This is a genomic window from Mesorhizobium sp. UC74_2, from assembly GCF_042701485.1.
Classification (GTDB): domain Bacteria; phylum Pseudomonadota; class Alphaproteobacteria; order Rhizobiales; family Rhizobiaceae; genus Mesorhizobium.
In genome coordinates this window covers 317281-341815 of the sequence record NZ_CP170562.1, presented here as the reverse complement: position 1 = coordinate 341815, position 24535 = coordinate 317281, and the positions used below count along the sequence as shown (strand labels likewise).

The following is a 24535-nucleotide window of genomic DNA, read 5'->3' as shown; positions in this document are numbered from 1 at the left end:
TGCTGCTTGCTGCCGATCACCTAGACCGGCTCGGCGCCATTCTCGGTCCGCAGGGCCTGCTCACCTTGCCGAGCGATATGGTGTCCTACGAAAACGCTGCCCGCTATGCGGGTGGTCGTGCTGCCTTCGTCGCACGCCCGGCCTCGACCGAGGTTGTATCGCAAGTGGTCGGTTATTGTGTCCGTCACGACATCCCGCTGGTGCCGCAGTCCGGCAACACCGGCCTGGTCGGCGGCTCAACCCCGGACGACAGCGGCAAGCAGGGTGTTCTCAGCCTCGAGCGTCTGCACTCGACCTTCGAGCTCGACATCGACAACCGCAGCCTGCGCGTCGACGCGGGTTTCCGGCTGTCGGAACTCAACGCGCGGCTCGAACCGCACGGCCTTTTCTTTCCCATCGATCTCGGTGCCGATCCCATGGCGGGCGGCATGGTCGCCGCCAACACGGGCGGCGCACGCTTTCTGCGCTTCGGCGACGTACGCCGCAACACGCTGGGATTGAAGCTGGTGCTGGCCGACGGAGACGGTACGATCCTCCACTGCGGCAAGGGTCTGCGTAAGGACAACACCGGCCCCGACTGGAAACAGCTTTTCATCGGCACGGGCGGCGCCTTCGGAATCGTCACCGAATGCACCTTCAATCTGGAGCGGCTGCCCAGACAGACCGCCACAGCCTATCTCGTGCCGGCCACGGATGCAGCCGCGCTCACCTTGCTCAACGAACTGGAAGAGCGCGCCGGCACCTTGCTCAGCGCCTTCGAGGGCATGTCGGGCGCAGCGATCGGCCACGCGCTCGCCCACGTGCCGTCACTGCGCAATCCGTTTCCCGGCGGTACGACGCCCGCCTACGTCATCCTCGTCGAGCTGTCGCGTTCCTGGGCCCCGCGCGCCGGCGAACAGACGCTGGACGCCATGCTCGAAGAGATCCTGGCCGAAATCTGGGAACTGCCCGGCGGCCCGCTGGCCGATGCCTTCATCGGCGCGCCCGCTGAGATGTGGTCGCTACGGCACACCCTGTCGGAAGGCACAAAAGCCGCAGGCTATGTCGTCGGGCTCGACCTCTCCTTCCGGCGCGGCGAGGTCATGCGCTTTCGCGAGCGCATGACGGGACTGCTGGCGCAGGAGTTCCCGCAAGTCCAAATCTGCGATTTCGGCCATATCGGCGACGGCGGCGTGCATTTCAATCTGGTGCTGCCGCGCGACCGCAATGGCGCTGCGGACATGACTGCGGCGGCACGCCTGCGCAGCTTCGTAACGGAGGTCGCGGTCGAAGAGCATGGCGGCAGCTTCAGCGCCGAACACGGGCTTGGCCGCAGCAACCAGCATTTCTACGACCGCTATACGCCCGAGAAACTGAAACGGATCGCTGCGCAGCTGCGGCAGGCGACGTCGCCGGGCGTCACCGGCGTGGTGCGGCTTTGAACAACGGGCGATGCCCTGCAAAATGGAAAGGTGAATGTCATGACGCTGTCGAATGAAACTGCGGGGTTGCTTGGGAAGCTTGGTGTTGCGCGGGACGTGCTTTCGGGCGGTGACCTTGTTGTGCGCAGCCCGGTGACGGGTGAGCAGCTGGCGGCGCTGAAGACGGTGTCGGCGGCCGAGGCCGGCAAGACGATCGATGCCGCCCATGAAGCCTTCAAGGCCTGGCGCCTGGTGCCGGGTCCCAGGCGTGGCGAACTGGTGCGCCTGCTGGGCGAGGAACTGCGTGCCCACAAGGCCGAGCTCGGCCGCCTGGTGTCGATCGAGGTCGGCAAGATCCCGTCCGAAGGGCTGGGCGAAGTCCAGGAGATGATCGACATCTGCGATTTCGCCGTCGGCCTGTCGCGTCAGCTGTATGGCCTGACCATCGCCACCGAGCGTCCCGGCCATCGCATGATGGAAACCTGGCATCCACTCGGTGTCGTCGGTGTCATCTCGGCCTTCAACTTCCCCGTTGCGGTATGGTCGTGGAATGCGGCGCTGGCGCTGGTCTGCGGCGATGCCGTGGTGTGGAAACCGTCCGAGAAGACGCCGCTGACGGCATTGGCCTGCGAGGCGATCTTCGCGCGTGCCGTCAAGCGCTTCGGCGCGGATGCGCCTGCCAATCTGGCGCCGGTGCTGATCGGCGAGCGTGGGATCGGCGAGGTTCTGGTCGATCATGCGAAAGTGCCGCTGGTCTCGGCCACCGGCTCGACCCGCATGGGTCGCGAGGTCGGTCCGCGGCTGGCCAAACGTTTCGCCCGTGCCGTGCTGGAGCTCGGCGGCAACAATGCCGGCATCGTCTGCCCGAGCGCCGATCTCGACATGGCGCTGCGCGCCATCGCCTTCGGTGCCATGGGCACGGCCGGCCAGCGCTGCACCACGCTGCGTCGCCTGTTCGTGCATGAGAGCGTCTATGACCAGCTCGTGCCGCGTCTGAAGAAGGCCTATGAGAGCGTCTCGGTCGGCAATCCGCTGGAGACCGCTTCGCTGGTCGGGCCGCTGATCGACAAGGCAGCCTTCGACAATATGCAGAAGGCGCTGAAGCAGGCCGGCGAGCATGGCGGCACGGTCACCGGCGGTGCGCGTGTCGAGAACGGTCATGCGGATGCCTATTATGTGCGTCCGGCGCTGGTGGAGATGCCGAAGCAGGCCGGTCCGGTGCTGGAGGAGACCTTCGCGCCGATCCTCTATGTGATGAAGTACTCCGACTTCGACAGCGTGCTCGACCTGCACAATGCGGTTGGAGCCGGGCTGTCGTCGTCGATCTTCACGCGCGACCTGCAGGAATCGGAGCGGTTCCTCGCTGCTGACGGTTCGGACTGCGGCATCGCCAACGTCAACATCGGCACGTCGGGTGCCGAGATCGGCGGTGCGTTCGGAGGCGAGAAGGAGACCGGCGGTGGTCGCGAGAGCGGTTCGGATGCGTGGAAGGCCTATATGCGCCGCGCCACCAACACCGTGAACTACTCCAAGGCGCTGCCGCTCGCCCAGGGCGTCTCCTTCGACATCGACTGAGCACCTTTCCACATTTGATCTCTGACGAACGGCGGGCCTCGGTCCGCCGTTTTTTCTTGTCGGCTCAAGACAGGTGCCCTGCGGCCCGGCCTGTCAGGGGTATCGTGGCCGCAGGCGCACCCAGCTACACCATGCAATAAAAACGTTTTTATTTTTCTTGAAATCGTTTTTATCGCCTGATAGCCTCTTACAAGGAGAGAGGAGCAAGCGGCGATCATGGCCAAAGCCAAGTCTGCAGCGGGCAGCACTTTGCCGACCATCAAGACACTGGCCGCGCACACCGGCTATTCGATCGGCACCATCTCGAAAGCCTTGCGCGGCTCACCGGTCGTCACCGACGCCACCCGCGAGGAGATCCTCACCGCCGCCCGTGAACTCGGCTATCAGGCGAACGCCCGGGGCATGGCGCTACGCACGGGCAAGACCTACCAGGCTGCGGTGCTGATGCCGATCACCTCGGCTGCCGGTTATGAGTGGGACGGCGTCGAATACACACAGATCCTCAGCGGCATCTCGCAAGTGCTGGATGGCAGCGACTACCAGCTTTCCGTCTACGGCTACCGAAACTTCGACGATGCCTGCATCATCGCGCGCCGCATCGCCGATCAGCGGCTTGCCGACGGAATGATCTTCTCCGGCGTCCTGGCGCACGATCCGCGTATTGCCATGCTGGTCGAAGCCGGCTTTCCCTTCGTGGCGCTTGGCCGCTGCCGGCAGTCGCTCACCTATGCCCATGTCGACGTCGACAATGAATGGGCCGCCTATGCGGCCACCGCCCGGTTGATCGCCGGCGGACACCGCCGCATCGCGCTCATCAATGCCGAGCCGCGCCTGTCCTATGCGCTGGACAGGATCGATGGCTTCAGCCGTGCTTTCAAGGAGGCAGGGCATCGACCCTCGCTGGATCTCGTGAATGGCGGCGACCTCACCGCACGTTTCGGTCGCGACACGACCTTGGGCCTCTTCAAGCAGCCCTCGCCGCCGACGGCACTGGTGTGCGTGAACGAAGCCACAACCTTGGGCGTGCTTTCGGCGCTGGGCAGCCTCGGCCTCCGTGTCGGGGAAGATGTCGACGTCATCGCCTATGACGATATCAACGTCAGCGCCTATTTCAGTCCGCCGATCACCACCCTCTACCAGCCAATCGAGCTGCTCGGACGCCGGCTCGGCGAGTTCCTGCTGCTGCGCATGGTGGATGAAGGCGCGGCAAAACTCGCCGAGGTCTTCCGGCCCGAACTCATCGGCCGGCAGCCCGACAATCTGGGCGGTCGCATCGGCCGCACCTGATCCGATCATCAAGCTCAAAAAACGGGAGGAAGAGCATGAAGAGAATCCTGACCGGACTTGTATTCGCGCTGCTGATGTCTGGTACGGCCCACGCGGCTGATCTCGGTGGCAAATTGCTGAAGGTGGGATCCGACACCACCTCCCCGCCGATGGAGAGCGTCGACGCGGCGACCGGCCAGATCGTCGGCTTCGATGTCGATGTCGTCAACGCCATTTGCGCCAAGATCAACTGCAAGGCGGAGTTCGTCACCACCGGCTGGGACGGCATCTTCGCCGCACTCGACCAGGGCAACTTCGATCTCGTCGCGTCCGGTGTCTCCATCACCGACGAACGCAAGAAGGCGATGGACTTTTCCGAGCCGTACATCGTCAACAGCCAGGCAATCCTGATGCGGGTCGAGGATGAAGGGCTGACCGCGGAAGATTTCAAGACAAAGGGCAAGAAGCTCTCCGCCCAGGCCAACACAACCGACGCCCAGGTGGCCGAAAGCGTCGCCGGCAAGGACAACGTGACGGCCTATGACAGCTTCGCGGCCTCCCTCATCGCACTCAAGAACAAGGACGTCGACGGCGTCGTCATCAACGGCGCCAACGCCGCCGCCTATGAGAAGGAATTTGCCGGCGAGCTGGTGGTACCCATCCGCAACCTGCAATCCGATCCGCTCGGCCTCGTCTTCCGCAAGGGTGACGAGAACATCGCAGCCTTCAATGAAGGCATCGCAGCGATCAAGGCGGACGGCACGCTGGACACGCTGATCGCCAAGTACTGGGGCACCAAGTAGCGACGTCGCTTCAACAAGCTCCGGCGTGACGCCGCGCCGGAGCTTTTTTCCGAAGGAGGGCGGACAGAGATGCGCTACCTCATGCGCCTGCGACCCAGCAATCTGATCATCGCAGCCGCCCTGCCCTTTATCGTCTACCTGTTCGCGAGTTCGCCGGACTATCAGCGTTCCTTACGTGCCATCGTGGGTGTCGAGCACGGTTCCTCGGTCTTTGTTCCAGGCTTCCTGCTCCTGGTCATGGCTTTTGCAGCGGGTATCGGAAGCGTCGTGTTTTCACGCATATCGGCACCAAGACCGCATCTTGCCAACGCATGCGCCGTGGTGAACCTGCTGGCAGCCACCGCTGTCGCCAGCACCGGAATCGTCCGCCCTTACGTGGCGTCGGTCGTTGCCAATGCGGTCGATCCCTTCACCTCGAAACTGGTGATGCAGGGCGTCACTCCGCGCCAGCTCACCGATACTGCGGATGCGATGGTGCAGGGTTACGCGTCAGGGCTTTTCTGGGGCTATCTGGCAGTCTCTGTCGCCGCACTCGCGCTTTTCTTTTTCAGCCAAAAAGAACCACGTGCGACGAAAGCCGGCCGGGCTATCCTGCTTGCGCTCAACGGCATCGGCCTGGTCGTCGTCCTCTTCCTGGCGCCCATGGCCTTCGCCGCCGGTGTTGCCACGACCATCCGTGCAGCAGTCGCCGCCTACATACTGGCGGCACTGCTCGGTCTGGTCTGGGTCGGCCTGCTCAAACTCGACTACAGTCGGCGCGCAAATCTCATCTTCGTTGGACTGACTGCTCTGCTCGCCTGTGCGGCGGCGTGGTTCCTCCTGCAACCGAGCCAGGACTATGTGCTGGTCGGCAGCCTGGACGGCAAGGTCGCCGTCGTGTCCGGCACGCCGTCCGGCACGATCGGCGCTGTTCGCTACGGTCAGTTTCCCGGAGCGCCGGGTGACGAAGTACCGCTGCGCACTTTCAAAGGACCGGCGGAAGCCGTCGCCGCGCTCCAAAAGAAGGCCGATGTCAGCGCCGCGCTGTTGCCCGCGGCTGGCGCGCCAGCCGACCTGCCGGTGCTTTGGCGCACTGCCGCCCTCAGGGATTCCGACAAGGCCTCAGGCATCACCCTTGCGGTGCTCGCCATCGTCACCGGCCTGCTCACCTTCGGCGGCCATATCCATCGCCGCCATCCGCTTTCGATCGGCTCGGAATTCATCGTCGACACGATTCGCGGCATCCCCATGCTGGTGATCGTGCTCTATGTCGGCTTGCCGCTGGCCGGCGCGCTGAAAGATGCCACCCAAGGCGTATTCGACCCGCCCAATCTCGCCCGCGGCATCGCAGCCATGGCGCTTGCCTATTCCGCCTACCTGGCCGAGATCTTCCGCTCCGGCATCAACGCCATCCCACGCGGCCAGATCGAGGCTGCACGCAGCCTCGGCCTCAACGGCTGGCAGACGGCACGTCTCGTCATCCTGCCGCAGGCCTTCCGCATCATCATCCCGCCGCTCGGCAATGAACTCATCGCCATCCTCAAGGACACCTCGCTGCTGTCGATCCTGTCCATCCGCGACATCACCCAGCGCATGCGCGAATTCCAGTCGGCAAGCTTCCTGCCTTTCGCACCCTACAACTCCGCCGCCATCTTCTACATCCTGCTGACACTGGCGGCGGCCAGCCTGATCAGCACAGTCGAGAGAAAATATGACATCAAGCATCGATAACAGGCGCACCCTGGACACCCGTGCAGCCTCGCTCGTTCTGCCACAGGGCTTCGTCTTCGGCGCCGCCACGGCCGCCTACCAGATCGAAGGCGCGCCGGCGGCCGACGGAAAAGGCGAGAGCATCTGGGACCGCTTCTGCAAGGTGCCCGGCGTCATCATCGACGGCTCCAGCGGCGACATTGCCTGCGACAGCTACCATCGCTGGAAAGACGATATCGCCGTCCTGAAGACGCTCGGGCTTGGCGCCTACCGCTTCTCTTTCGCCTGGACGCGGCTGCTGCCCGAGGGACGCGGCACCGTCAACACCAAGGGAGCAGCCTTCTACGACCGGCTGATCGACGATCTCCTGGCTGCCGGCATCGAACCTTATGCGACCCTCTACCACTGGGACCTGCCGCAGGCATTGCAGGACGAAGGCGGCTGGTACAATCGCGCCACCGCCGACGCACTGGCCGACTATGCCGGGCTGGCCGCCCGCAGCTTTGGCGATCGCGTCAAGAAATGGACGACGCTGAACGAGCCATGGACCTTCTGCTGGTCGGGCCATGCCTCGGGCGAAGACGCCCCGGGCCTGCGCGACGGCACCAGGGGTGGCGTAACGGCGAGCCATCACGCGCTGCTCGGTCACGGCAAGGCGGTTCCGATCATCCGCGCCGAGATACCGGACGCCTCCGTCGGCATCGTCTTCGACCTCAATGTGGCGGAACCCGCCAGCGCCGACCCACGTGATATTGCCGCCGCGCGACGCTTCGACGGCGCACAGAACCGCTGGTTCCTCGATGCTGTCTTCAAGGGCAGCTATCCAAAGGACATGCTTGACCTCTATGGAGATCTGCTTCCAGCTATCCATGCCGACGACAACGCCATCATCGCCGCGCCCGTCGACTATCTCGGCGTCAACATCTACCGCCGCTCGGTCATCGCCGAAGGCACGGAACTGGCGCCGTTGAACTATCGGCGCGTCCAGCCGGAAGGCCTCTACTCCGCCGTCGGCTACGAGATCTGGCCGCGCTGCATGTACGATGTACTGCGTTATGTGAATGATAACTACGCGCCGAAGGAGATCTACATTTCCGAAAACGGCGTGGCCACGCGGCCTGAGACGGTGGGCACGGACGGCCATGTCTGGGACGAATTGCGGGCCGCCTACTATGTCGAACATCTGGAACAGATCGCCAGGGCGGCAGACGAAGGCATGCCTGTGCGCGGTTACTTCGCCTGGACGCTGATGGACAATTTCGAATGGGCCTATGGCTACACCACGCCGTTCGGCATCACTCATGTCGACTACGAGACACAGAAACGCACGGTAAAGTTTTCCGGCGAAATCTATGCCGCGATCGCGCGTCAGGAAGCAGCCGTCAGGCCGCGGAGCGCCGCAAGTGGCGGCTAAGACCGTCCTTGTCACCGGTGCCGGACGCGGACTTGGACGCGAACTGGCACGGCAGTATGCGGCAAGCGGCTGGCAGGTCATCGGCTGCAGCCGCAGCCGGCCTGCCGACGGCTTTGAGGCCGGCATCGAGTACCAGCCGCTCGATGTTGCCGATCCGGCATCGATTTCAATGCTGGAGTCGCGGCTCGTCGGCCAGCCGCTCGACGTGCTCGTCAACAATGCAGGGGTGCGCAGCCCATTCCCCGGCCTGGATCGCCTGAAACCGGACGAATTCCTGGACGTTCTGCGCATCAACACGCTTGGCCCGCTCCTGTTGACACGGGCCTTGCGAGCGAACATGCGCCTTGCCACCGATCCAGTCGTCGCCAACGTCGGCTCGCGGGCCGGGTCGATGGCGGAAGGCCTGCTCGACGACGATGACGACGATTACGCCTATCGCTGCTCGAAGGCCGCGCTCAACATGGCGACCGTCCAGCTTGCGCGGGATTTGCAGCCCGACGGCATCACCCTGCTGTCGCTGCATCCCGGATGGGTGAAGACCGACATGGGTGGTGCGGAAGCCGTCCTGCCGGCGGAAGAAAGCGCAAGAGCGTTGCGATCGATCATTGCCGCGGCAAAACCGGAACACAGCGGGGCCTTCCTGGCATTCGACGGTCGGCTGGTAAGCTGGTAGCGCCCGCGGCATCTGCTGGCAGTGCCGGTTGACCCGGTTCAGGCTGCTGAATGCTGTCCGTTACCGGTATCCGGCTGTCACGGTCGATATCGACACCCGGTCCCTGCCTTTCGCCTTTGCCTCGTACAAGGCAGCATCGGCCAACATGAGAAGCTCACGAAAATCCGTGGCGTTCATTGGGCATGTTGCGATGCCGATGCTGACAGTCACTGATCGGTTCAGTTCGGGATGGACCGTGTTAGCGACTGCCGCCCTCATGCGTTCGGCAAGCATGAATGCTCCCGCCGACGCTTCCGGGCAAAGCAGCGCGAACTCTTCACCGCCGTAACGAAAGAGTTCGTCACCCTCCCGCTTGGCGTTCAAAAGAGCGTCGGCAACTGCCTGAAGAATCCTGTCGCCCTCGGCATGTCCATGGTTGTCATTGACGGCTTTGAAATGATCGATGTCGATCATCATCAGGCTCAGCGGAAGTGCCGACTTGAGCGCTTCCGTCAGCATGACCGGACCTTTTTCATCGAGCTGGCCACGATCCTGCAGGCCTGTCAGCGGGTCTTTTCCGATCCGCCCGACGAGCTTCTCGTAACGGTGCCTGTAAGTTAGCCTGTCGAATACGTCGGTGGCGCGTCTGACGCCGACCGGAAGCGGGCTCTTTTCGACGAATCGCAGATAAAGCGCCAGCATCGCGCTGAAGAAGAGCGCTGAGCCGATCTTGGCGATCCACCCACCGTAGAAGGCAGACAAGGGAGCCCCGGTTACGAGATAGAGGCCCAGATAGAAAAACAGTTGGTCGAAGCTGAGGACGATCGCCAGGCTGATGAACATGCGACCCAGGATGGTGTTTGTGACGATTGTTCCGAGCCGCTCGAAGAGCAGCACCATGCCGATCAGGTCTATGAAAAGCAGAGCAGTCCCCCAGACCATCAGGAAACCGATCTGGTTGATGAAATCCATCTCCGGCTGGCGCCAGGCGAGTTGCGCCGGATCACTGTAGTAATTCAGCGGCAGGGCCAGCACCACCATCAGCAGATTGCCGATCAGCAGGCCGTAGGTGGGCTGCCGCATGCTCTCGGCATCTTCCTTGATGTAGAGCAGCAGGAAGAAGGCGAGCTTGCCGGCGAACATCACGGTCGAGCCGGGCGAGATCAGCCCGAACGGCAGCTGGATGAAATAAACAGCCGCGAGATAGGTCTCCAGGAAGTGCATCGCTCCGAGCGTGCAGAAAAAGACGCCCATGCCGAGGCTTGTCCTGACGCGGAACACAAACGCCATCGCCGCGAAATAGACAGAGGCCTGCGTCAGCAGAACCAGGAAACCTGACATGTTGCGATTACCCCCAAGCGGATCAAGCCCCGATGCTTGATGACGCTTCCGGCCGCGCCTTGCGGCCTGATGCGCCGTTGCATTGAGACATGCCGCTGCCGGCTGGCCATCTAAGGTATTCCGCAAGAAGCCGCAACACCCGTAACCAGCCCGCGCGGCAATGTGATCGACGATGCTGGGAATAGGGGGCGGGCATCACTATATGCCCCTTTGGCCGATCAAGCCTGTGACCGACCGGAGCTTCATGACCCGCCGTAGACATGTGAGACAGTCGAACCTGACACTGTTGTCGGCCGCGATGCTGCTCCTGGCTGCGATCTTTGCGTTCGGTCAATTGCCATTTTCCGCTTCGTCGTCTCCAGGCTCCCCACAGCCGAAGAATACGGAACTGGCCCTGGCACGCCAGACGAACCACAAACGCATAGCCATCTCGACGGTAAGGGCCGATCGTCCGCTCTGCCTGAAGGACAGCGGACGTGATGCGGCCGCAATCCCGCCCGAACTCCCCACATTGGCCCTGCCCATGGCGATCGCTTCGGGTGCAACGCCTACAAGACACTGTGCGTCCACCGATCTGGCTCGCGCCTATGATGCCTGTGCGCCTCCGATAGTCTGATCCATACCAGATCGGGCCGTTGCAGCCATCCGCATGCGCACGCCTTTGGGCGAATCCGCACGATCCTCCTCACCGGTTTGCCCAGCCCAGTCCGAGCACCCAGCGATGGGCGGCCAGCAATTGGGAGCTTCGCCATACTGATGGCGTTCAGGGCCATGGTGGCGACTGCCCTTCCCCGAAACGAAATCGAGGCGGGAGCCTTATGATGGACGGAATTCTTCAGACGACAGAGACATTCTTGCGCGAACATCAGATGTGGGCGGGCGTGACAGTCGGCCTTGTCGCCTTCGGCGAATCCCCGGTTCTTGTCGGACTTCTCATTCCTGCGACAGCGCTCATGATGCTGATCGGAGGGCTTGTGGGCGCGGGCGTGATCGATCCGGTTCCCGTGGTCCTGGGTGCAGTCATCGGGGCGGTCCTGGGCGACATCGTCTCGTATGTTCTGGGTCGCTGGACGGGACCGGGCATCGTGCATCGATGGCCGCTCAGACGATACCGGAGCGGCGTGGCGCAGGCACGCCTGTTCTTCAGGAAATATGGCTTCGCAGCAATATTCTTCGGGCGCTTCTTCGGTCCTCTTCGCTCCACCGTGCCGCTTGTCGCAGGCATGATGGCGATGGATCAGAAGCGGTTTCAGCTGGCAAACATCGGGTCGGCGCTGGTCTGGGCGCCGCTTATGCTCGCACCCGGCTGGCTGGCGGCAAAAGGCGCTTCGTGGTTTGGCGAACTCAATGAATTCCAATGGCTCGGACTGGGCATAGGCCTGACGGCCCTGACCTTTTTAGGCGCCGTCTTGATCGCCTGGATCCTCCGAAAGATCACACCTCAACGCCGAAGGGCCGGCCAGTTGCAGTGAAATGCGAAGATCCTTTCACGCCACGAGGGATTAAATGCCGAACAGGCACCGTATACCTCGCATGAAGACCAGACGGTCATCCTTTGACGTATTTGCTCAGCTCGGCTCGCTGCGTCGCTACGCGCGCTCCCTGACGCGCAACGACGCGGACGCGGAGGACCTCGTCCACGACGCGCTGGTGCGCGCATATGAGCGCCGCTCGGGCTTCCGCTCCGGCGGCAATCTGCGCGGCTGGCTGCTTTCGATCCTCCACAACACCTTCATCGATCGCATGCGCTCGGCACGCGCCGAGCAGCGGCGGATGGCTGCTGCAGCAGAGCTCACCGACACTTCCATGGAAGCGCCACAGGAACATTCGGCTCGTCTTGCCCAGGTGCGGGAGAACTTCCTCGCACTGCCCGAGGAACAGCGTGCCGCCATCCATCTCGTGGCGATCGAGGGCCTTTCCTACCAGGAAGCTGCCGACGCGCTCGGCATTCCGGTCGGCACGTTGATGTCGAGGCTGGGACGCGCCCGTGCGGCGCTGCGTGAAATGGAAGAGAACCCTTCGTCCCGGCCCGGACATCTCAGGATTGTAGGAGGAACATCGTGACGGACCCGGTGACGGACACCGATATCCTCAGCTATGTCGACGATCAGCTCGACACGTCGCGTCGGATCGACGTCGAGGCCTACCTGGCCGCACGCCCCGAAGAAGCTGCCCGCGTGATGGCGGACCTGCGGCTGCATGATGAACTTCGCCTGGCTCTTTCCGCGCCATCACGTGCGGTTCGGTCAAGCACGACGGAGGCAGCCCGGCAGCTCCAGCGCGGTCTTCTCCGGGGTCGGATTTTCGCCGTTCTCCAGCGCGCAGCGACAGTCGCGATGTTCGTCGGTGCCGGCTGGATCGCTCATGAAGCGATAGGACCGTTCGGCGTCAGCCAGTCGATCGCTTCGGTTCCACCGCCGGCCTATGTCGAGGAGGCCGTCCGCGCCCATGGCACCAGCCTGCTGCGTGCATCCATGACGTCGCAGCCGAAAGTCCGCGACTATGATCCAGCCGAGATCCTGTCGGCGACCGCGATCACCATGCCTGCGCTGCCCAGGGACTGGAGCGTCCGGGACGTCCAGATCTATCCATCCCGCTTCGGTCCGAGCGTCGAACTGGCGGTCCATTCGGATTCGATCGGCGACGCGTCGCTGTTCGCGGTTCGACCGGGGACTTTCGACGTCGTCAAACCCAAGCAGACAGATATCGGCGGCACCGCATCAAGCTACTTCCAGATCGGCGAAGTCGCCTACGCGCTGGTTGGACGCGGCAATCCGAGGGAACTCGGCACCTCGGCCAAGAAGCTTGCCGACAGCCTTTATTGATCATCCACCCAAGGAGACACTGACATGAACTCGCCCGACTATCGTCAACACGCAGGCTTCGGCCAGCCCAGCGCCGTCCTCTTCGACGAGGGCCTGCGCCAGCACATGCTGCGCGTCTACAACTACATGGCGCTCGGACTCGTCCTGACCGGCGTCGTCGCCTTCACCGTAAGCTCGATTCCCGCGCTCTACGTGCCGATCTTCTCCAGCCCGTTGAAATGGGTGGTGATGCTCGCACCGCTTGCTTTCGTGCTGCTCTTCTCGTTCCGCATCCAGACCATGTCGGCTGCCGGCGCCCAGGCCATGTTCTGGGCCTTCTGCGCGGTCATGGGACTGTCGCTCGCGTCAGTCTTCCTCGTTTTCACCGGTACCTCGATCGCGCGCACCTTCTTCATCGCCGCCTCGATGTTCGGCGCGATGAGCCTCTACGGGTACACGACGAAGACCGACATGACGAAGTTCTCGTCCTTCCTGATCATGGGGTTGATCGGCGTCGTCATCGCCAGCATCGTCAACATCTTCCTTGGTTCGTCAGCCCTGCAGTTCGCGATCTCGGTCATCGGCATCGTCGTCTTCCTCGGTCTGACCGCCTGGGACACGCAGAATATCAAGGAACAGTACGCCGAGAACTTCGACAGCGAATCGCGCCAGAAAATGGCCGTCTGGGGTGCCTTCTCGCTGTACCTGAACTTCGTCAACATCTTCCAGCTGCTGCTGAATTTCACGGGCGAGCGCGAATAAACGCGCTCGACAACCGGCACAATTGAGGAGACCAGCATGGACCGCAACGACAGCCAGGCGATCGATCAGCTGTTCGGCAAGCTAGCCCTTGTCGAGCAGCAGTCGCCGCCGCGCGACAACGAAGCCGAGGCCTTCATCCGCGACAAGATCGCATCCCAGCCCGGCGCACCGTACTACATGGCGCAGACCATCGTGGTGCAGGAACAGGCCTTGCAATCCGCCCAGGCCCACATCGAACAGCTTGAAGCCGAAGCTTCTCGCTCGTCCAATGGTGGCCTTTTCGGTGGGCTGTTCGGCGGTAGCCGGCAGCCGCGTCGCACATCCGTCCCGCAGGTCGGAACGAACGCCGCATATGCTTCTGGGATGGGGCAACAGCCTTACCAACAAGGCGGCGGCTTCGGCCAGCAACGCGCCGGCGGCGGCTTCCTTGCCGGCGCGGCACAAACCGCGATGGGTGTCGCCGGCGGCATGCTGTTGGCAAACGCTGTCGGCAGCATGTTTGGCGCGGGTGAAGCCCAGGCGGCTGAACAGCCCGCGAAGGAGCCTGCCGCCGAGGATGCGGGGTTCGACGGCGGCGGCATGGAAGATATGGAGTTCTAGTCGACCTTCAGTCCATCGGAGAACGACCTACTGTCGTCTCTGTTGGGCTGCTTTCCGCACGATTCCCGTCAGCCTGCGCAATGGCGTGCGCAGGCTTTTTTCTTGCCACGATCCATCCGCAGATGCAGAAATCACGTTGACGTAAACGTCAACTGAAGGCTATAGAACGGCTTCGGCGCCGAGGCCTCCTTGAACGCGTTCGCGCGAGGCTTGAACGCCGCAGTGCCCGGCAAAGCCGGATGGAAACGAACACGCGCGACGCGCAAAAGACTGGGAGATAATCATGGGCGTTCAGGAAATCGCGGCAAGCCTCAAGTCCAAGGTCGAAAGCGCCGGCTTCGACAAGTCGGTGAAGTTCGATACCGGTGCCGACGGTGTCATCGTCATCGATGGCGCATCGATCTCCACCACCGATGCCCCGACCGACTGCACCATCAAGCTTTCGCTCGACAATCTGGAATCGCTGCTGGCCGGCGACCTCAACCCGACCATGGCCTTCATGACCGGCAAGCTGAAGGTCGAGGGCGACATGTCGGTCGCCATGGCACTCAGCCAACTGATCGGCTGACCCGAAGACCATCGCCAGGATACGCTACGGCTTGTCCTGGCATATATCGGTTAGAAATCAATAATACGGCGGCAGACCGAGCCTGAAGCTGCCTGCCGCCGTCCGGCCCCCGCCGTCTCAGGCTGCTGCGATCCGCATCGCCGCGCGCTCGCCTGCCTTGCGCCCCGAAGCCTTCAAAGTGCCCCTGGCACCATCCAACCCACCCGGCACCAGTTCCAGCGCCAGGAAGCGGTCGCGTTCATAAGGACCGGGCATGGCCAGTCGGCCGGTCTTTTCGGCCGAGAAGCCGAAGCGCGCATAATAGGGAGCATCGCCGACAAGCAGGATGACCCGGTGACCAAGTCGCCCTGCTTCAGCAACGGCGTGATGCATCAAGGCCGAACCGATGCCGGCACTCTTGGCGGTCGGATCGACGGCGAGCGGGCCAAGCAGCAGCGCTGCGGCGCCATGGTCGCCCAAGCGCACATCCCACAACCGGACGGTACCGACGACGGCGCCGCCCTCGTTGCGTGCAACAAAAGCCAGTCCCTCGGACGGACGGCGGCCGCGCCGCAGTTTCTCCGACGACTTGCGCTTGCGTCCCGCGCCCATGGCGCGGTCGAGCAGCGCCTCACGGGCACCGATGTCCGCCGCAGTTTCGGCAGTGATGAGAATGGCAGGCAAAGCTGCCGGCAGGGTTTTGGCAATGTCCATTTCCGCGATCCTTCACGAGCGGAGAACTGTTCCACAAGCGAACCCACCGCCGGCACCAGAAGGCACCGGCGAGCGGGGTGATCTGACGCGCTGTCCGCCCGTCAGATCACGTAGGATCGGAGGGGCTCGAAGCCGTTGAACGCGACCGCCGAATAGGTGGTCGTGTAGGCGCCGGTGCCCTCGATCAGCACTTCGTCACCGATGGTGAGCGAAAGCGGCAGCGGATAGGGTGCCTTTTCGTACATGACGTCGGCCGAATCGCAGGTCGGGCCGGCGAGCACGCAGAGCGCCTTCTCGTCCTCGTCGCGCGCGGTCACGATCGGATAGCGGATCGCCTCGTCCATCGTCTCGGCGAGACCGCCGAACTTGCCGATGTCGAGATAGACCCAGCGCACGTTGTCGTTGTCGGCTTTTTTCGAGATCAGCACGACTTCCGACTTGATCACGCCGGCATTACCCACCATGCCGCGACCCGGCTCGATAATGGTTTCCGGAATGTCGTTGCCGAAGTGCTTGCGCAGCGCGCCGAAGATCGCCTGGCCATAGGCCTGCGCCGCCGGCACGTCCTTCAGGTAACGGGTCGGGAAACCGCCGCCCATGTTGACCATCTTGAGTACGATGCCTTCCTCGGCCAATGTCGCGAACACGCGCTTGGCGTCGGCCAGGGCACGGTCCCAGGCGGTAAGGTCGGTCTGCTGCGAGCCGACATGGAACGACACGCCATAGGCATCGAGGCCGAGCTTCCTGGCGTGACGCAGAACGTCGACGGCCATCGCCGGCACGCAGCCGAACTTGCGCGACAGCGGCCATTCTGCGCCCTCGCCATCGGTCAGCACACGGCAGAACACGCGGGCACCCGGGGCGGCGCGCGAAACCTTCTCGACCTCTTCGACGCTGTCGACGGCATAGAGACGGATGCCGAGCGCATAGGCCCTGGCGATGTCGCGCTCCTTCTTGATGGTGTTGCCGAAGGAGATGCGGTCGGCGGTTGCACCCGCGTCCAGCGCCATCTCGACCTCGGCAACCGACGCGGTGTCGAAGGACGAACCCATCGCAGCAAGCAGGCGCAGGATTTCCGGCGCCGGGTTTGCCTTCACCGCGTAATAGATCTTGGAATCGGGCAGCGCCTTCTCGAAGGCGCGGAAATTGTCACGCACGACGTCGAGGTCAACGACAAGGCAGGGGCCTTCCGGACGTCGGGTGGCGAGGAAATCGAGAACACGTTGCGTAGCCATAGGACTCTCCATCGCGCCTTGCGGCACGTGCAAAGGTGCGGGACGCGGGCTTCGGCCTCGCGAACACGCGGTCAAACAAAGGCGGGACGAAAATCCGATAGCACCAGCCGGTGGAGACCCCGGAGCCATCGAAAGCCGTCTCGCGGCGATGGACCTAGCCTTGCCCGGCTATGGTCCGCTTTGTCTGCCTTGGCTTGGATGGGAGTTCCCAACCGCACTGCCGGCAATGAGGGTGTGCCTCTTCAGTAACCCCGGTCTATGGACAACCGGAAAACACCAGAAAGGCCCGCACCGTCGTTGCTTCAAGACGTCCTCGGATCGGCGGTTGGCCGCTGAACCGACCGGGCTCGTTACTTCCCGGGTACCGTCCCGATATCCTCGCCATTCGAGGGTCGGGGGACGCCCACAGGCACGTGCGACTTTGGGCAAGCGCGATATAGGCGCGCATGTTTTCACAATCAATTAAAATCGAACCTCGGCTTGAAAAAAATCCGCTGTCGAACGACTGTGGACGCACCGTATCCAGATATTGAACGATGTCCAAGCAGAACGACCGCTTCAACGCCTTCCTCGATCTCAGCCAAGCCCCTGTTTCCCATGCACAATCCGGACCATTGGCTGGACTGACGCTGGCGGTGAAGGATATTTTCGACGTTGCTGGCTATGTCACCGGCTGCGGCAATCCGGACAAGGGGGAAACCGGCAAACCGGCGCCATCGACAGCACCCGCGGTGCAAAGGCTGCTCGACGCGGGCGCGCGATTCGTCGGCAAGACGCAGACCGACGAGCTCGCCTTTTCGCTGATGGGCCAGAACGCTCACTATCCACGCCCGGTGAATCCCGCTGCGCCTGACCGTGTCACCGGGGGTTCTTCGTCCGGCTCGGCGGCTGCGGTTGCGGGCAGGCTCGCCGACATTGCCACCGGCTCCGATACCGGCGGTTCGATCCGCGCACCGGCCAGCTTCTGCGGCCTGATCGGCCTGCGCGCCACGCATGGCGTGGTTTCCCTGCAAGGCACCATGCCACTGGCACCCAGCTTCGACACCTTCGGCTGGTTCGGCAGGGACATCGATGTGTACGAGAAAGTGGCGCGGCGGCTGCTCGGCGAAAGCGACGCGGTGCTGCCGGCGCGCGCGTTCCGTATGGCTCCCGTTGACGCCCTCCTGCTGGGCGAAGCGGAGAGGCATGCATACCAGGCCATGATCAAGACGATCGCGCCGGTCCTTGGTGAACCGCGGGATGGCCCTGCCCTCACCCATGATCTCGACGATCTCTATTGGTGTTTCCGCAGGCTGCAGGCACGCGAGGCCTGGGAATCGCACGGAACCTGGATTTCGGAGAAAGACCGCCGCCTCGGCCCGGGTGTGAAGGAGCGTTTCGCCTATGGCGCCACCATCGACGCAAAAGCCGCAAAGGTCGAGACCGCACGGCGCGATGCCTTCCGCGCCGAACTGGCCGACCGCCTCGCCAAGGACGGCATCCTCGTTTTGCCGACTGTCCCTGGCGCAGCACCACTCGCGGCTTCGAGTTTCGAGGACACCCAGATCTATCGCGAGCGCGCCCTGCATCTGCTCTGCCTGTCCGGCCTCTCCGGCTTTCCGCAACTGACCTTGCCGCTGGGTATGGTCGATGGCGCGCCTTTCGGCCTCTCCCTGCTTGGCCCCGTCGGGAGCGATCTCGCCTTGATCGGGCTTGGACGACGCATTCTCGAAACGATCGGAAAGGCCTGACGCCATGGACACGCTAACCCGGATGCGCGCCTTCATCGACGTGGTCGAGGCGGAAGGCTTCTCGGCGGCCGGCCGCAAGATCGGCCGCTCCAAGGCGCTGCTTTCCAAATATGTGCGCGAGCTGGAAGACGAACTCGGTGCGCTGCTGCTCAACCGCACCACACGCCAGTTCTCGCTGACGGAAGCGGGTCACACCTATTACCGCCGCGCTTCCGAGATCGTGCGTGAGATCGACAGCCTGTCCGACGCGGTGCGCGACAGCGCCGGCGACGTGCGCGGCAGGATCAAGCTGACCGCGCCACGTACCATGGCCGACGCGGCGGTCGGTCAATCCATGATCGACTTCGCCAAGCAATATCCGGATGTCTCGCTGGAGGTGCATCTCGACGACCGTTTCGTCGATCTTGTCGAAGAAGGTTTCGATCTGGCCATCCGCATCACCCGGCTGGAAAACTCCTCGCTGATCGCACGCAAGCTGGCCCCGTTCTCGCTCAAGCTGTGCGGTTCGCAGGAACTGATCGCCAAATATGGCAAGCCGACCCGACCGCAGGATCTCGCGCATATGCCCTGCGTGGTCGACACCAATGGCCGCTGGGCTTCGAACTGGCCGTTCCGCGACGATGACGGCGATATCACCAGCATCCCGATCAGCGGTCCGATGATGGTCAACAGCCCGATCACCACCCGCATGGCCGCGCTGGACGGGCTTGGCTTTGCACTGCTGCCTGATTTTATCGCAGCACCCGAAATCAAGAGCGGCCGGCTGGTGTCCTTGCTGGAAGACCGCATCGACTTCAACGGCGGCATCTTCGCCGTCTACCCGCACCGCCGCTACCTGCCCGCCAAGGTGCGTGTCTTCGTCGACTTCATGGTGCAGTGGTTCAAGACGCATGAAACGTCATAACATTTTCGTTAGCTAGGTCCCATTTTCGCCCGGTTTCTGGTAACCCTCAGGCCACACTGACACTGGGGAATCGCCGCCGGCCATGCAGCTTCAGGCATCAAAAGCCACCATGGCCGTTACCTTCGGCCTGCTTCTCGCAGGCACGACGCCGGCTCTTGTCCACCCGCACGTCTTTGCCGAGGCCCGCCTGGACGTCGTGCTTTCTCCCGACCACAAGTCGATCGCCGCGCTGCGCCACCTGTGGCGTTTCGACGAGCTGTTTTCCTCGACCGTGCTGATGGAATTCGACAAGAATTCCGACCTCAAGCTGGACGACGCCGAGCTGAAGGAAGTGGCGAACACCATCAAGGCATCACTTGCCGAATACAATTATTTCCAGGTGGTCACGCTCGACGGCAAGGACATCAAGATGAAGGCGCCGCCCGAAATCGTTGCCTCCTTCGACAACAACCAGCTGATCGTGCTGTTCGAAGATCAGCCGCAGGAGCCGATCAAGCTGAAGGGCAAGATCGATCTCGGCGTCTATGACCCGACCTTCTACACCGCCATCGATTTCACCGACGATGCCAACCTGTCCGTGAAGGATCTGCCGGCCTCATGCGCACGCGCGGTGGTACGGCCCGATCCGGACACGGCGATCGCCCAGAACCAGAAAACGCTCACCGAGGCCTTCTTCAATGACCCGACGGGCACCGACATGAGCAAGATCTTCGCCACCAAGCTCGAGCTGAACTGCCGCACGGAAGGGTGACCTCGATGAACAGGATGACCGTCCGCCTGATCTTCTGCCTGCTCGGTGTGGCCTTCATCACCGCGGCCGGCCACGCCTATGCGCAGAGTTCGCTCGGCATCGGCACGAATGATGCCATGACGCCGACGACGGGTCTGTTTGCGGGCTTTTTGAACTGGGTCAACCTGCACCAGCAGCGCTTTTACCACGCACTCGCCGAGGCCATCAAAGCGATGCGCCAGGACGGCTCGAAGCTGTGGCTGCTGATTGGCCTGTCGTTCCTCTACGGTATCTTCCACGCTGCCGGCCCCGGTCACGGCAAAGCCGTGATCTCCTCCTACATGCTGGCCAACGAGGTCGCGCTGCGGCGTGGCATCCTGCTCTCGTTCATCTCCGCCTTCCTGCAGGCCGTGACGGCGATTGTGGTGATGCTGCTCGCTTATTTCGTCTTGCGCGGTACCTCGGTCTCCATGACCGACACGGCATGGTTCCTGGAGATTGCCTCCTATGCGTTCGTCACCGCATTCGGTGCCTGGTTGCTGTGGCGAAAGCTCGGTCCGTCGCTGACGCGGCTGTTCGGAACAGCACCAGCTTATAGCCTGTCAGCCGCGCATGCCGGCCACGCCAGCCACGCTCACGCCGCCCACACGCATGATCCCGCCGCGCATGATCATGACCATCACGATCACCATGGCCATGAGCATCATGCGCATGACCACCACGACCATGGCGGCCACCATCACGATCACCATCATGGGCCGGGCGAGGTCTGTAAGACCTGCGGGCATTCGCATGCACCGGACCCGACCCTGCTTTCCGGCGATCGCTTCGACTGGCGCACCGCCTGGACGGCCGTCGCCGCCGTCGGCATCCGACCGTGCTCCGGTGCCCTGATCGTACTGTCCTTTGCTTTCCTCAACGGGCTTTGGGCCGGCGGCATCCTGTCGGTGCTGGCGATGGCCGTCGGTACGGCGATCACCGTTTCCATCCTGGCGACGCTGGCCGTCACGGCAAAAGATTGGGCGGTGGCGCTTGCAGGCGACGGCCGCCTCGGCAACCGCGTCCATTCGGCCATCGAAATCGGCGGCGCGGCCCTGGTCTTCCTGTTCGGCGTGATCCTGTTGACCGCCAGCCTCGGCGCCTGATCTTCTCTTCGTTCAGAAGGAGACGGTGGCCCGCCGATCCATCAATTCATCTCGTCCTCGATATGAGCGCGGATGATGTCATCGAAACTGGTTTCGGCGACAAAACCGAGTTCCCGTGCCCGGCGCGCTTCAAAACGGGTCGGCCAGTTCTTCACGATCGCCCAGACAGTCTCGTCGGGCTCCTCGCGGATCAGCGCTACCGCCTTGCTGCCGACAACGCGCCCGAGAGCATCGATCTGCTCTGCGACGCTGACGCCGACGCCGGGCATGTTGAGCGCGCGCCGCGGCCCGACCGCCGCACCATCGATCTCGGCAGCACGGATCAGGAAGCCTACCGCCGATCGAGGGCTGGCATGGGTGTGCACGACCGTACGCGGGACCGGCAGCACTGCGCTTTCGCCCTTCAGCGGTTCGCGGATGATACCGGAGAAGAAACCGGATGCGGCCTTGTTCGGTTTACCGGGCCGCACGCAGATGGTCGGCAACCGGATCGCGACGCCATCGAACAGACCGCGCCGCGAATAATCGCACAGCAGGGCTTCCCCCGTCAGCTTCTGGGTACCGTAGGAGGTTAGTGGCGTCGCGTGAAAATCGTCCGGGATGACTTCCGGAAAGGGCGCTCCGAATACGGCGATCGAGGACGTGAACACCAGGCGCGGATTGTAGGCGGCAAGGCGAACCGCATCGAACAAGGCGCGGGTGCCGTCGAGATTGACACGATAACCGAGGTCGAAATTGGCTTCCGCTTCGCCCGAAACGACTCCCGCCAGATGGAAGATAACATCCGGCTTTTTCGCAACCAGCGTGGCGGCGGCTCCCGAAACCGAGAGATCGCCGGTATGGCTATTGATGACGACATCGGCGCTGCCGGTCGCCTCGGGCACTACGATATCATGCAGGTCGAGTTGACTGATCTTACGGCCACGCAGTGTTCCGTCCTCGAGCAACCGCGCAACGAGCTTGCGACCGATCATGCCAGCCGCGCCGGTGATCAGTACGCGCATTCTCAATCCCTCCCTTGCGTGCGGCTTCGCCCGCGCAGCCAGAACACCAGGAAGAAGGCGGCCACGAACAGAACCGCGAAAGCGCCGGCCAGCACCGTCGAGAAATGGCCGATCGCCAGCATGATGGTCGGCAGATAATAAGCGGTCACGCCGAACAGCAGCATGATCGACAGCGCAGCGATCGCGGCGCTCTTGTTTTCAGGGCTCATCATCACTCCGGACCACCTGCACTTCCTGACAGGATGGTTAGCACAGACGACGCTTCAATGCAGGTGCCTGGGCTGCGATGTGACGCCACGGACCTGGTCGCGCGCGCGGCCGTCTTCGGCACGGCGGTCGTAGTCGATCTCAACGGTTGCGTGGCTGATGCCATGCTGGGTGAACAGGCGCTGTTTTATGGCATCCACGGCAATATGCGCGTCCAGCCCATCCATCAGGCTTGCATGCAGCGTCGCCATGTTGCTGGCGCCGTCGATCGACCACAGATGGACATGATGGATTTCACGGACGCCTTTGATGGAAGCCTGCAGATCCTGGGTGATCATGTCGCGATCGAGGCCCGCGGGCGAGCCTTCCAGAAGCACATGCGCGGCTGCGCGCATCAGGCTCCAGCCAGTTGACAGGATCAGCACCGCGACCAGCACCGACAGGATCGGGTCGATCGGCGTCCAGCCGGTGGCCATGATGACCAGCGCTGCAACGATTGCGGCCAGCGAGCCCAGAAGATCGCCCAGAACATGTATGATGGCACCACGCATGTTGAGGCTTTCGCGGCTTCCACCATGCAGGATGACGAAGCCTGCGATGTTCACCACGAGCCCGAGCAGCGCGACCATGAGCATTGGCCCGCCCAGCACCGGCGGAGGTGCCTGGAACCGCCGCCAGGCCTCGTAGCAGATCCACACCGCAACGAAAAAAATCGCCAGCCCGTTGGTGTAGGCGACAAGGGTCTTGACCCTGCCATAGCCATAGGTGTGCCGGCCTATCGCTGGCTTATCGGCGAGATGGAAGGCATACCACGCCAGCGCCAGCGCGATGGCGTCGGTGAACATGTGGCCGGCATCGGCAAGCAGTGCCAAAGAACCCGTGAGCATCCCGCCGATTATTTCGGCAACCATGAATCCACCGGTCAGTATTGCAGCAATCAGCACGCGCTTCTTGTCTGAAGTTTCGTGCTGATGTCCTGCACCACCGTGATCGTGGTCACCGTCTGTGTGGGATTGATATTCACGACCCATCGGTCACCCCTCTTTGGGCGCCGAACTTAATTCAATCCATTTGGATATTAAAGTATCCGATGAGGGTCATGCACCGAAGCATGAAAAAAATTTCCCGGCTAACAAAGACACATTAGGAAGCCTAAATATATTTAGGCCTGGAAATCCTCCAGACGGCGCTTTTGCTGGCCTTGGTCGTCGAAATTGCTCGGATCAAGCCAGGCTTCATACGCCTTTTTCAGCTCCGGCCACTCCTTATCGATGATGGAATACCACGCTGTATCGCGATTCTCACCCTTGATGACGAGGTTCTGGCGAAAAATACCCTCGAACTCAAAACCGAATCGCTCCGCCGCTCGTTTTGAGGGCGCGTTGTTGTTGTTGCATTTCCATTCGTAGCGCCGATAGCCCAGATCGTCGAAAGCGTATTGCGCGAACAGGAACTGTGCCTCCGTCGCTGCCGGTTTGCGCGCGACCAGTGGCCCCCAATAGATATGGCCGATTTCGATGACGCCATGGGCAGGTTCGATACGCATCAGTGTCTGACGTCCGGCGACCCTGCCGCTCGCCCTGTCGATCACCGCAAAATAGAGTGGGTCCACGCTGGCTTCCGCCTTCTCCAGCCATGGCTGAAAGTCCTCTCGTTTCTCAGGTGCGAATTCCGACAACCAGCGAAAACGGGCGTCGGCGTCGCTCACGGAAGACGCTTCGAAAAGTCCGTCGCCGTGGCGAGCGGCATCGAGAGGTTCAAGGCGTACATAGCGACCTTCGAGCACCTTGCGTTCGGGACGCGGACGCGGCTGCCAGTTTTTCAGGTCCTCGGTCACCATCAGCTCCATATTAGGCGATTTCGAAGAATTATTGCATCTATAGGTGGTCACAAACCATCTGCAGATGCGACCTTTGGTCTAAGATCGATGCAATAATTCTTCGAAATCGCCTTATTTGACAGGGCCTCTCCACCCTTCCAAAAAACATCAGCCCGCAACTAGCGCCAGTTGGA

25 protein-coding genes are annotated in these 24535 nt (G+C 62.6%); 18 read left to right on the top strand and 7 right to left on the bottom strand.

Annotated features, from left to right (window positions below; all coding sequences use genetic code 11):
• Positions 1-2 precede the first annotated feature (2 nt).
• The 7 genes from ACFJIU_RS01700 to ACFJIU_RS01670 all read left to right on the top strand — a co-directional run bounded on the left by ACFJIU_RS01700 (position 3) and on the right by ACFJIU_RS01670 (position 8820).
• A complete protein-coding gene (locus tag ACFJIU_RS01700; protein ID WP_379072896.1) occupies positions 3-1421 on the top strand; it encodes an FAD-binding oxidoreductase in 1419 nt (472 codons plus the stop codon).
• A gap of 39 nt (positions 1422-1460) precedes the next feature.
• A complete protein-coding gene (locus ACFJIU_RS01695) occupies positions 1461-2975 on the top strand; it encodes an aldehyde dehydrogenase family protein (protein WP_379066954.1) in 1515 nt (504 codons plus the stop codon).
• 216 nt (positions 2976-3191) lie between these two features.
• Entirely contained in the window at positions 3192-4262 is a 1071-nt protein-coding gene (locus ACFJIU_RS01690) for a LacI family DNA-binding transcriptional regulator (protein ID WP_379066952.1), read from the top strand.
• A gap of 35 nt (positions 4263-4297) precedes the next feature.
• Positions 4298-5044: a transporter substrate-binding domain-containing protein gene (locus ACFJIU_RS01685; protein WP_379066950.1), complete on the top strand. Its 747-nt coding sequence runs from the start codon at positions 4298-4300 to the stop codon at positions 5042-5044.
• Between the two features lie 69 nt (positions 5045-5113).
• Complete coding sequence (locus tag ACFJIU_RS01680; protein ID WP_379066948.1) at positions 5114-6754, top strand: amino acid ABC transporter permease; 1641 nt, start codon at positions 5114-5116, stop codon at positions 6752-6754.
• On the top strand, positions 6735-8147 hold the full coding sequence (locus ACFJIU_RS01675) for a GH1 family beta-glucosidase (RefSeq protein ID WP_379066946.1): 1413 nt from the start codon (positions 6735-6737) through the stop codon (positions 8145-8147). Before ACFJIU_RS01680 ends, ACFJIU_RS01675 begins: the two co-directional genes overlap by 20 nt.
• Positions 8137-8820 (top strand): SDR family oxidoreductase, encoded by a 684-nt coding sequence (locus ACFJIU_RS01670; RefSeq protein WP_379066944.1) that lies wholly within the window; start codon positions 8137-8139, stop codon positions 8818-8820. The genes ACFJIU_RS01675 and ACFJIU_RS01670 overlap by 11 nt, the downstream gene beginning before the upstream one ends.
• Before the next feature lie 60 nt (positions 8821-8880).
• On the opposite strand, the gene ACFJIU_RS01665 is transcribed toward ACFJIU_RS01670, so the two are convergent.
• Positions 8881-10140 carry a diguanylate cyclase gene (locus ACFJIU_RS01665; RefSeq protein WP_379066942.1) on the bottom strand — a complete coding sequence of 420 codons (1260 nt, stop codon included), beginning with the start codon at positions 10138-10140 and terminating at the stop codon, positions 8881-8883.
• A gap of 244 nt (positions 10141-10384) precedes the next feature.
• Here ACFJIU_RS01665 and ACFJIU_RS01660 point away from each other — a divergent pair, with 244 nt between their 5' ends.
• The 7 genes from ACFJIU_RS01660 (at position 10385) to ACFJIU_RS01630 (ending at position 14874) form a co-directional block, all read left to right on the top strand.
• Positions 10385-10756 (top strand): hypothetical protein, encoded by a 372-nt coding sequence (locus ACFJIU_RS01660; RefSeq protein WP_379066940.1) that lies wholly within the window; start codon positions 10385-10387, stop codon positions 10754-10756.
• A 205-nt stretch (positions 10757-10961) separates the two neighbouring features.
• The gene (locus ACFJIU_RS01655; RefSeq protein WP_379072894.1) at positions 10962-11612 is read left to right on the top strand and encodes a DedA family protein; all 651 of its coding nucleotides are present in this window, start codon (positions 10962-10964) and stop codon (positions 11610-11612) included.
• Positions 11613-11673: 61 nt separating this feature from the next.
• Positions 11674-12204, top strand: a complete 531-nt coding sequence (locus tag ACFJIU_RS01650) for a sigma-70 family RNA polymerase sigma factor (RefSeq protein WP_379066938.1) — start codon at positions 11674-11676, stop codon at positions 12202-12204.
• The gene (locus ACFJIU_RS01645; protein ID WP_379066936.1) at positions 12201-12965 is read left to right on the top strand and encodes an anti-sigma factor family protein; all 765 of its coding nucleotides are present in this window, start codon (positions 12201-12203) and stop codon (positions 12963-12965) included. Before ACFJIU_RS01650 ends, ACFJIU_RS01645 begins: the two co-directional genes overlap by 4 nt.
• A 24-nt stretch (positions 12966-12989) precedes the next feature.
• A complete protein-coding gene (locus ACFJIU_RS01640; RefSeq protein ID WP_379066934.1) occupies positions 12990-13706 on the top strand; it encodes a Bax inhibitor-1/YccA family protein in 717 nt (238 codons plus the stop codon).
• Between the two features lie 36 nt (positions 13707-13742).
• The gene (locus tag ACFJIU_RS01635; RefSeq protein WP_379066932.1) at positions 13743-14306 is read left to right on the top strand and encodes a DUF2076 domain-containing protein; all 564 of its coding nucleotides are present in this window, start codon (positions 13743-13745) and stop codon (positions 14304-14306) included.
• A 283-nt stretch (positions 14307-14589) separates the two neighbouring features.
• Positions 14590-14874 carry an SCP2 sterol-binding domain-containing protein gene (locus ACFJIU_RS01630; protein ID WP_379066930.1) on the top strand — a complete coding sequence of 95 codons (285 nt, stop codon included), beginning with the start codon at positions 14590-14592 and terminating at the stop codon, positions 14872-14874.
• Between the two features lie 117 nt (positions 14875-14991).
• Here the strand turns inward: ACFJIU_RS01630 and ACFJIU_RS01625 are convergent, their stop codons facing one another.
• Entirely contained in the window at positions 14992-15567 is a 576-nt protein-coding gene (locus ACFJIU_RS01625) for a GNAT family N-acetyltransferase (RefSeq protein ID WP_379066928.1), read from the bottom strand.
• Positions 15568-15668: 101 nt separating this feature from the next.
• Positions 15669-16802, bottom strand: coding sequence for an ornithine/lysine decarboxylase (odc2, locus tag ACFJIU_RS01620; protein WP_379066926.1), 1134 nt, complete (start codon positions 16800-16802; stop codon positions 15669-15671).
• A 536-nt stretch (positions 16803-17338) separates the two neighbouring features.
• On the opposite strand from odc2, the gene ACFJIU_RS01615 reads away from it, so the two are divergent.
• The 4 genes from ACFJIU_RS01615 (at position 17339) to ACFJIU_RS01600 (ending at position 21311) form a co-directional block, all read left to right on the top strand.
• Complete coding sequence (locus ACFJIU_RS01615) at positions 17339-18532, top strand: amidase (protein WP_379066924.1); 1194 nt, start codon at positions 17339-17341, stop codon at positions 18530-18532.
• 4 nt (positions 18533-18536) lie between these two features.
• Positions 18537-19436, top strand: coding sequence for a LysR family transcriptional regulator (locus ACFJIU_RS01610; RefSeq protein WP_129413487.1), 900 nt, complete (start codon positions 18537-18539; stop codon positions 19434-19436).
• A gap of 82 nt (positions 19437-19518) precedes the next feature.
• Positions 19519-20187 carry a DUF1007 family protein gene (locus ACFJIU_RS01605; RefSeq protein ID WP_379066922.1) on the top strand — a complete coding sequence of 223 codons (669 nt, stop codon included), beginning with the start codon at positions 19519-19521 and terminating at the stop codon, positions 20185-20187.
• A 14-nt stretch (positions 20188-20201) separates the two neighbouring features.
• Complete coding sequence (locus ACFJIU_RS01600; RefSeq protein WP_379072891.1) at positions 20202-21311, top strand: nickel/cobalt transporter; 1110 nt, start codon at positions 20202-20204, stop codon at positions 21309-21311.
• Between the two features lie 41 nt (positions 21312-21352).
• Here the strand turns inward: ACFJIU_RS01600 and denD are convergent, their stop codons facing one another.
• The 4 genes from denD to ACFJIU_RS01580 form a co-directional block, all read right to left on the bottom strand.
• Positions 21353-22315 (bottom strand): D-erythronate dehydrogenase, encoded by a 963-nt coding sequence (gene denD / locus ACFJIU_RS01595; protein ID WP_379066920.1) that lies wholly within the window; start codon positions 22313-22315, stop codon positions 21353-21355.
• A 2-nt stretch (positions 22316-22317) separates the two neighbouring features.
• Positions 22318-22527 (bottom strand): hypothetical protein, encoded by a 210-nt coding sequence (locus tag ACFJIU_RS01590; protein ID WP_379066919.1) that lies wholly within the window; start codon positions 22525-22527, stop codon positions 22318-22320.
• Between the two features lie 51 nt (positions 22528-22578).
• Positions 22579-23433, bottom strand: a complete 855-nt coding sequence (locus ACFJIU_RS01585) for a cation diffusion facilitator family transporter (RefSeq protein WP_379066918.1) — start codon at positions 23431-23433, stop codon at positions 22579-22581.
• Between the two features lie 251 nt (positions 23434-23684).
• Positions 23685-24359 (bottom strand): GNAT family N-acetyltransferase, encoded by a 675-nt coding sequence (locus ACFJIU_RS01580; RefSeq protein ID WP_379072888.1) that lies wholly within the window; start codon positions 24357-24359, stop codon positions 23685-23687.
• Positions 24360-24535: the final 176 nt, after the last annotated feature.

Coding starts and splice junctions, on each gene's coding strand:
- ACFJIU_RS01665 (WP_379066942.1), bottom strand. CDS start 10,140: ATGTCAGGTTTCCTGGTTCTGCTGACGCAGGCCTCTGTCTATTTCGCG.
- ACFJIU_RS01680 (WP_379066948.1), top strand. CDS start 5,114: ATGCGCTACCTCATGCGCCTGCGACCCAGCAATCTGATCATCGCAGCC.
- ACFJIU_RS01660 (WP_379066940.1), top strand. CDS start 10,385: ATGACCCGCCGTAGACATGTGAGACAGTCGAACCTGACACTGTTGTCG.
- ACFJIU_RS01590 (WP_379066919.1), bottom strand. CDS start 22,527: ATGATGAGCCCTGAAAACAAGAGCGCCGCGATCGCTGCGCTGTCGATC.
- ACFJIU_RS01640 (WP_379066934.1), top strand. CDS start 12,990: ATGAACTCGCCCGACTATCGTCAACACGCAGGCTTCGGCCAGCCCAGC.
- denD (WP_379066920.1), bottom strand. CDS start 22,315: ATGCGCGTACTGATCACCGGCGCGGCTGGCATGATCGGTCGCAAGCTC.
- ACFJIU_RS01605 (WP_379066922.1), top strand. CDS start 19,519: ATGCAGCTTCAGGCATCAAAAGCCACCATGGCCGTTACCTTCGGCCTG.
- ACFJIU_RS01585 (WP_379066918.1), bottom strand. CDS start 23,433: ATGGTTGCCGAAATAATCGGCGGGATGCTCACGGGTTCTTTGGCACTG.
- ACFJIU_RS01600 (WP_379072891.1), top strand. CDS start 20,202: ATGACCGTCCGCCTGATCTTCTGCCTGCTCGGTGTGGCCTTCATCACC.
- ACFJIU_RS01685 (WP_379066950.1), top strand. CDS start 4,298: ATGAAGAGAATCCTGACCGGACTTGTATTCGCGCTGCTGATGTCTGGT.
- ACFJIU_RS01625 (WP_379066928.1), bottom strand. CDS start 15,567: ATGGACATTGCCAAAACCCTGCCGGCAGCTTTGCCTGCCATTCTCATC.
- ACFJIU_RS01615 (WP_379066924.1), top strand. CDS start 17,339: ATGTCCAAGCAGAACGACCGCTTCAACGCCTTCCTCGATCTCAGCCAA.
- ACFJIU_RS01635 (WP_379066932.1), top strand. CDS start 13,743: ATGGACCGCAACGACAGCCAGGCGATCGATCAGCTGTTCGGCAAGCTA.
- ACFJIU_RS01695 (WP_379066954.1), top strand. CDS start 1,461: ATGACGCTGTCGAATGAAACTGCGGGGTTGCTTGGGAAGCTTGGTGTT.
- ACFJIU_RS01655 (WP_379072894.1), top strand. CDS start 10,962: ATGGACGGAATTCTTCAGACGACAGAGACATTCTTGCGCGAACATCAG.
- ACFJIU_RS01650 (WP_379066938.1), top strand. CDS start 11,674: ATGAAGACCAGACGGTCATCCTTTGACGTATTTGCTCAGCTCGGCTCG.
- ACFJIU_RS01675 (WP_379066946.1), top strand. CDS start 6,735: ATGACATCAAGCATCGATAACAGGCGCACCCTGGACACCCGTGCAGCC.
- odc2 (WP_379066926.1), bottom strand. CDS start 16,802: ATGGCTACGCAACGTGTTCTCGATTTCCTCGCCACCCGACGTCCGGAA.
- ACFJIU_RS01630 (WP_379066930.1), top strand. CDS start 14,590: ATGGGCGTTCAGGAAATCGCGGCAAGCCTCAAGTCCAAGGTCGAAAGC.
- ACFJIU_RS01610 (WP_129413487.1), top strand. CDS start 18,537: ATGGACACGCTAACCCGGATGCGCGCCTTCATCGACGTGGTCGAGGCG.
- ACFJIU_RS01690 (WP_379066952.1), top strand. CDS start 3,192: ATGGCCAAAGCCAAGTCTGCAGCGGGCAGCACTTTGCCGACCATCAAG.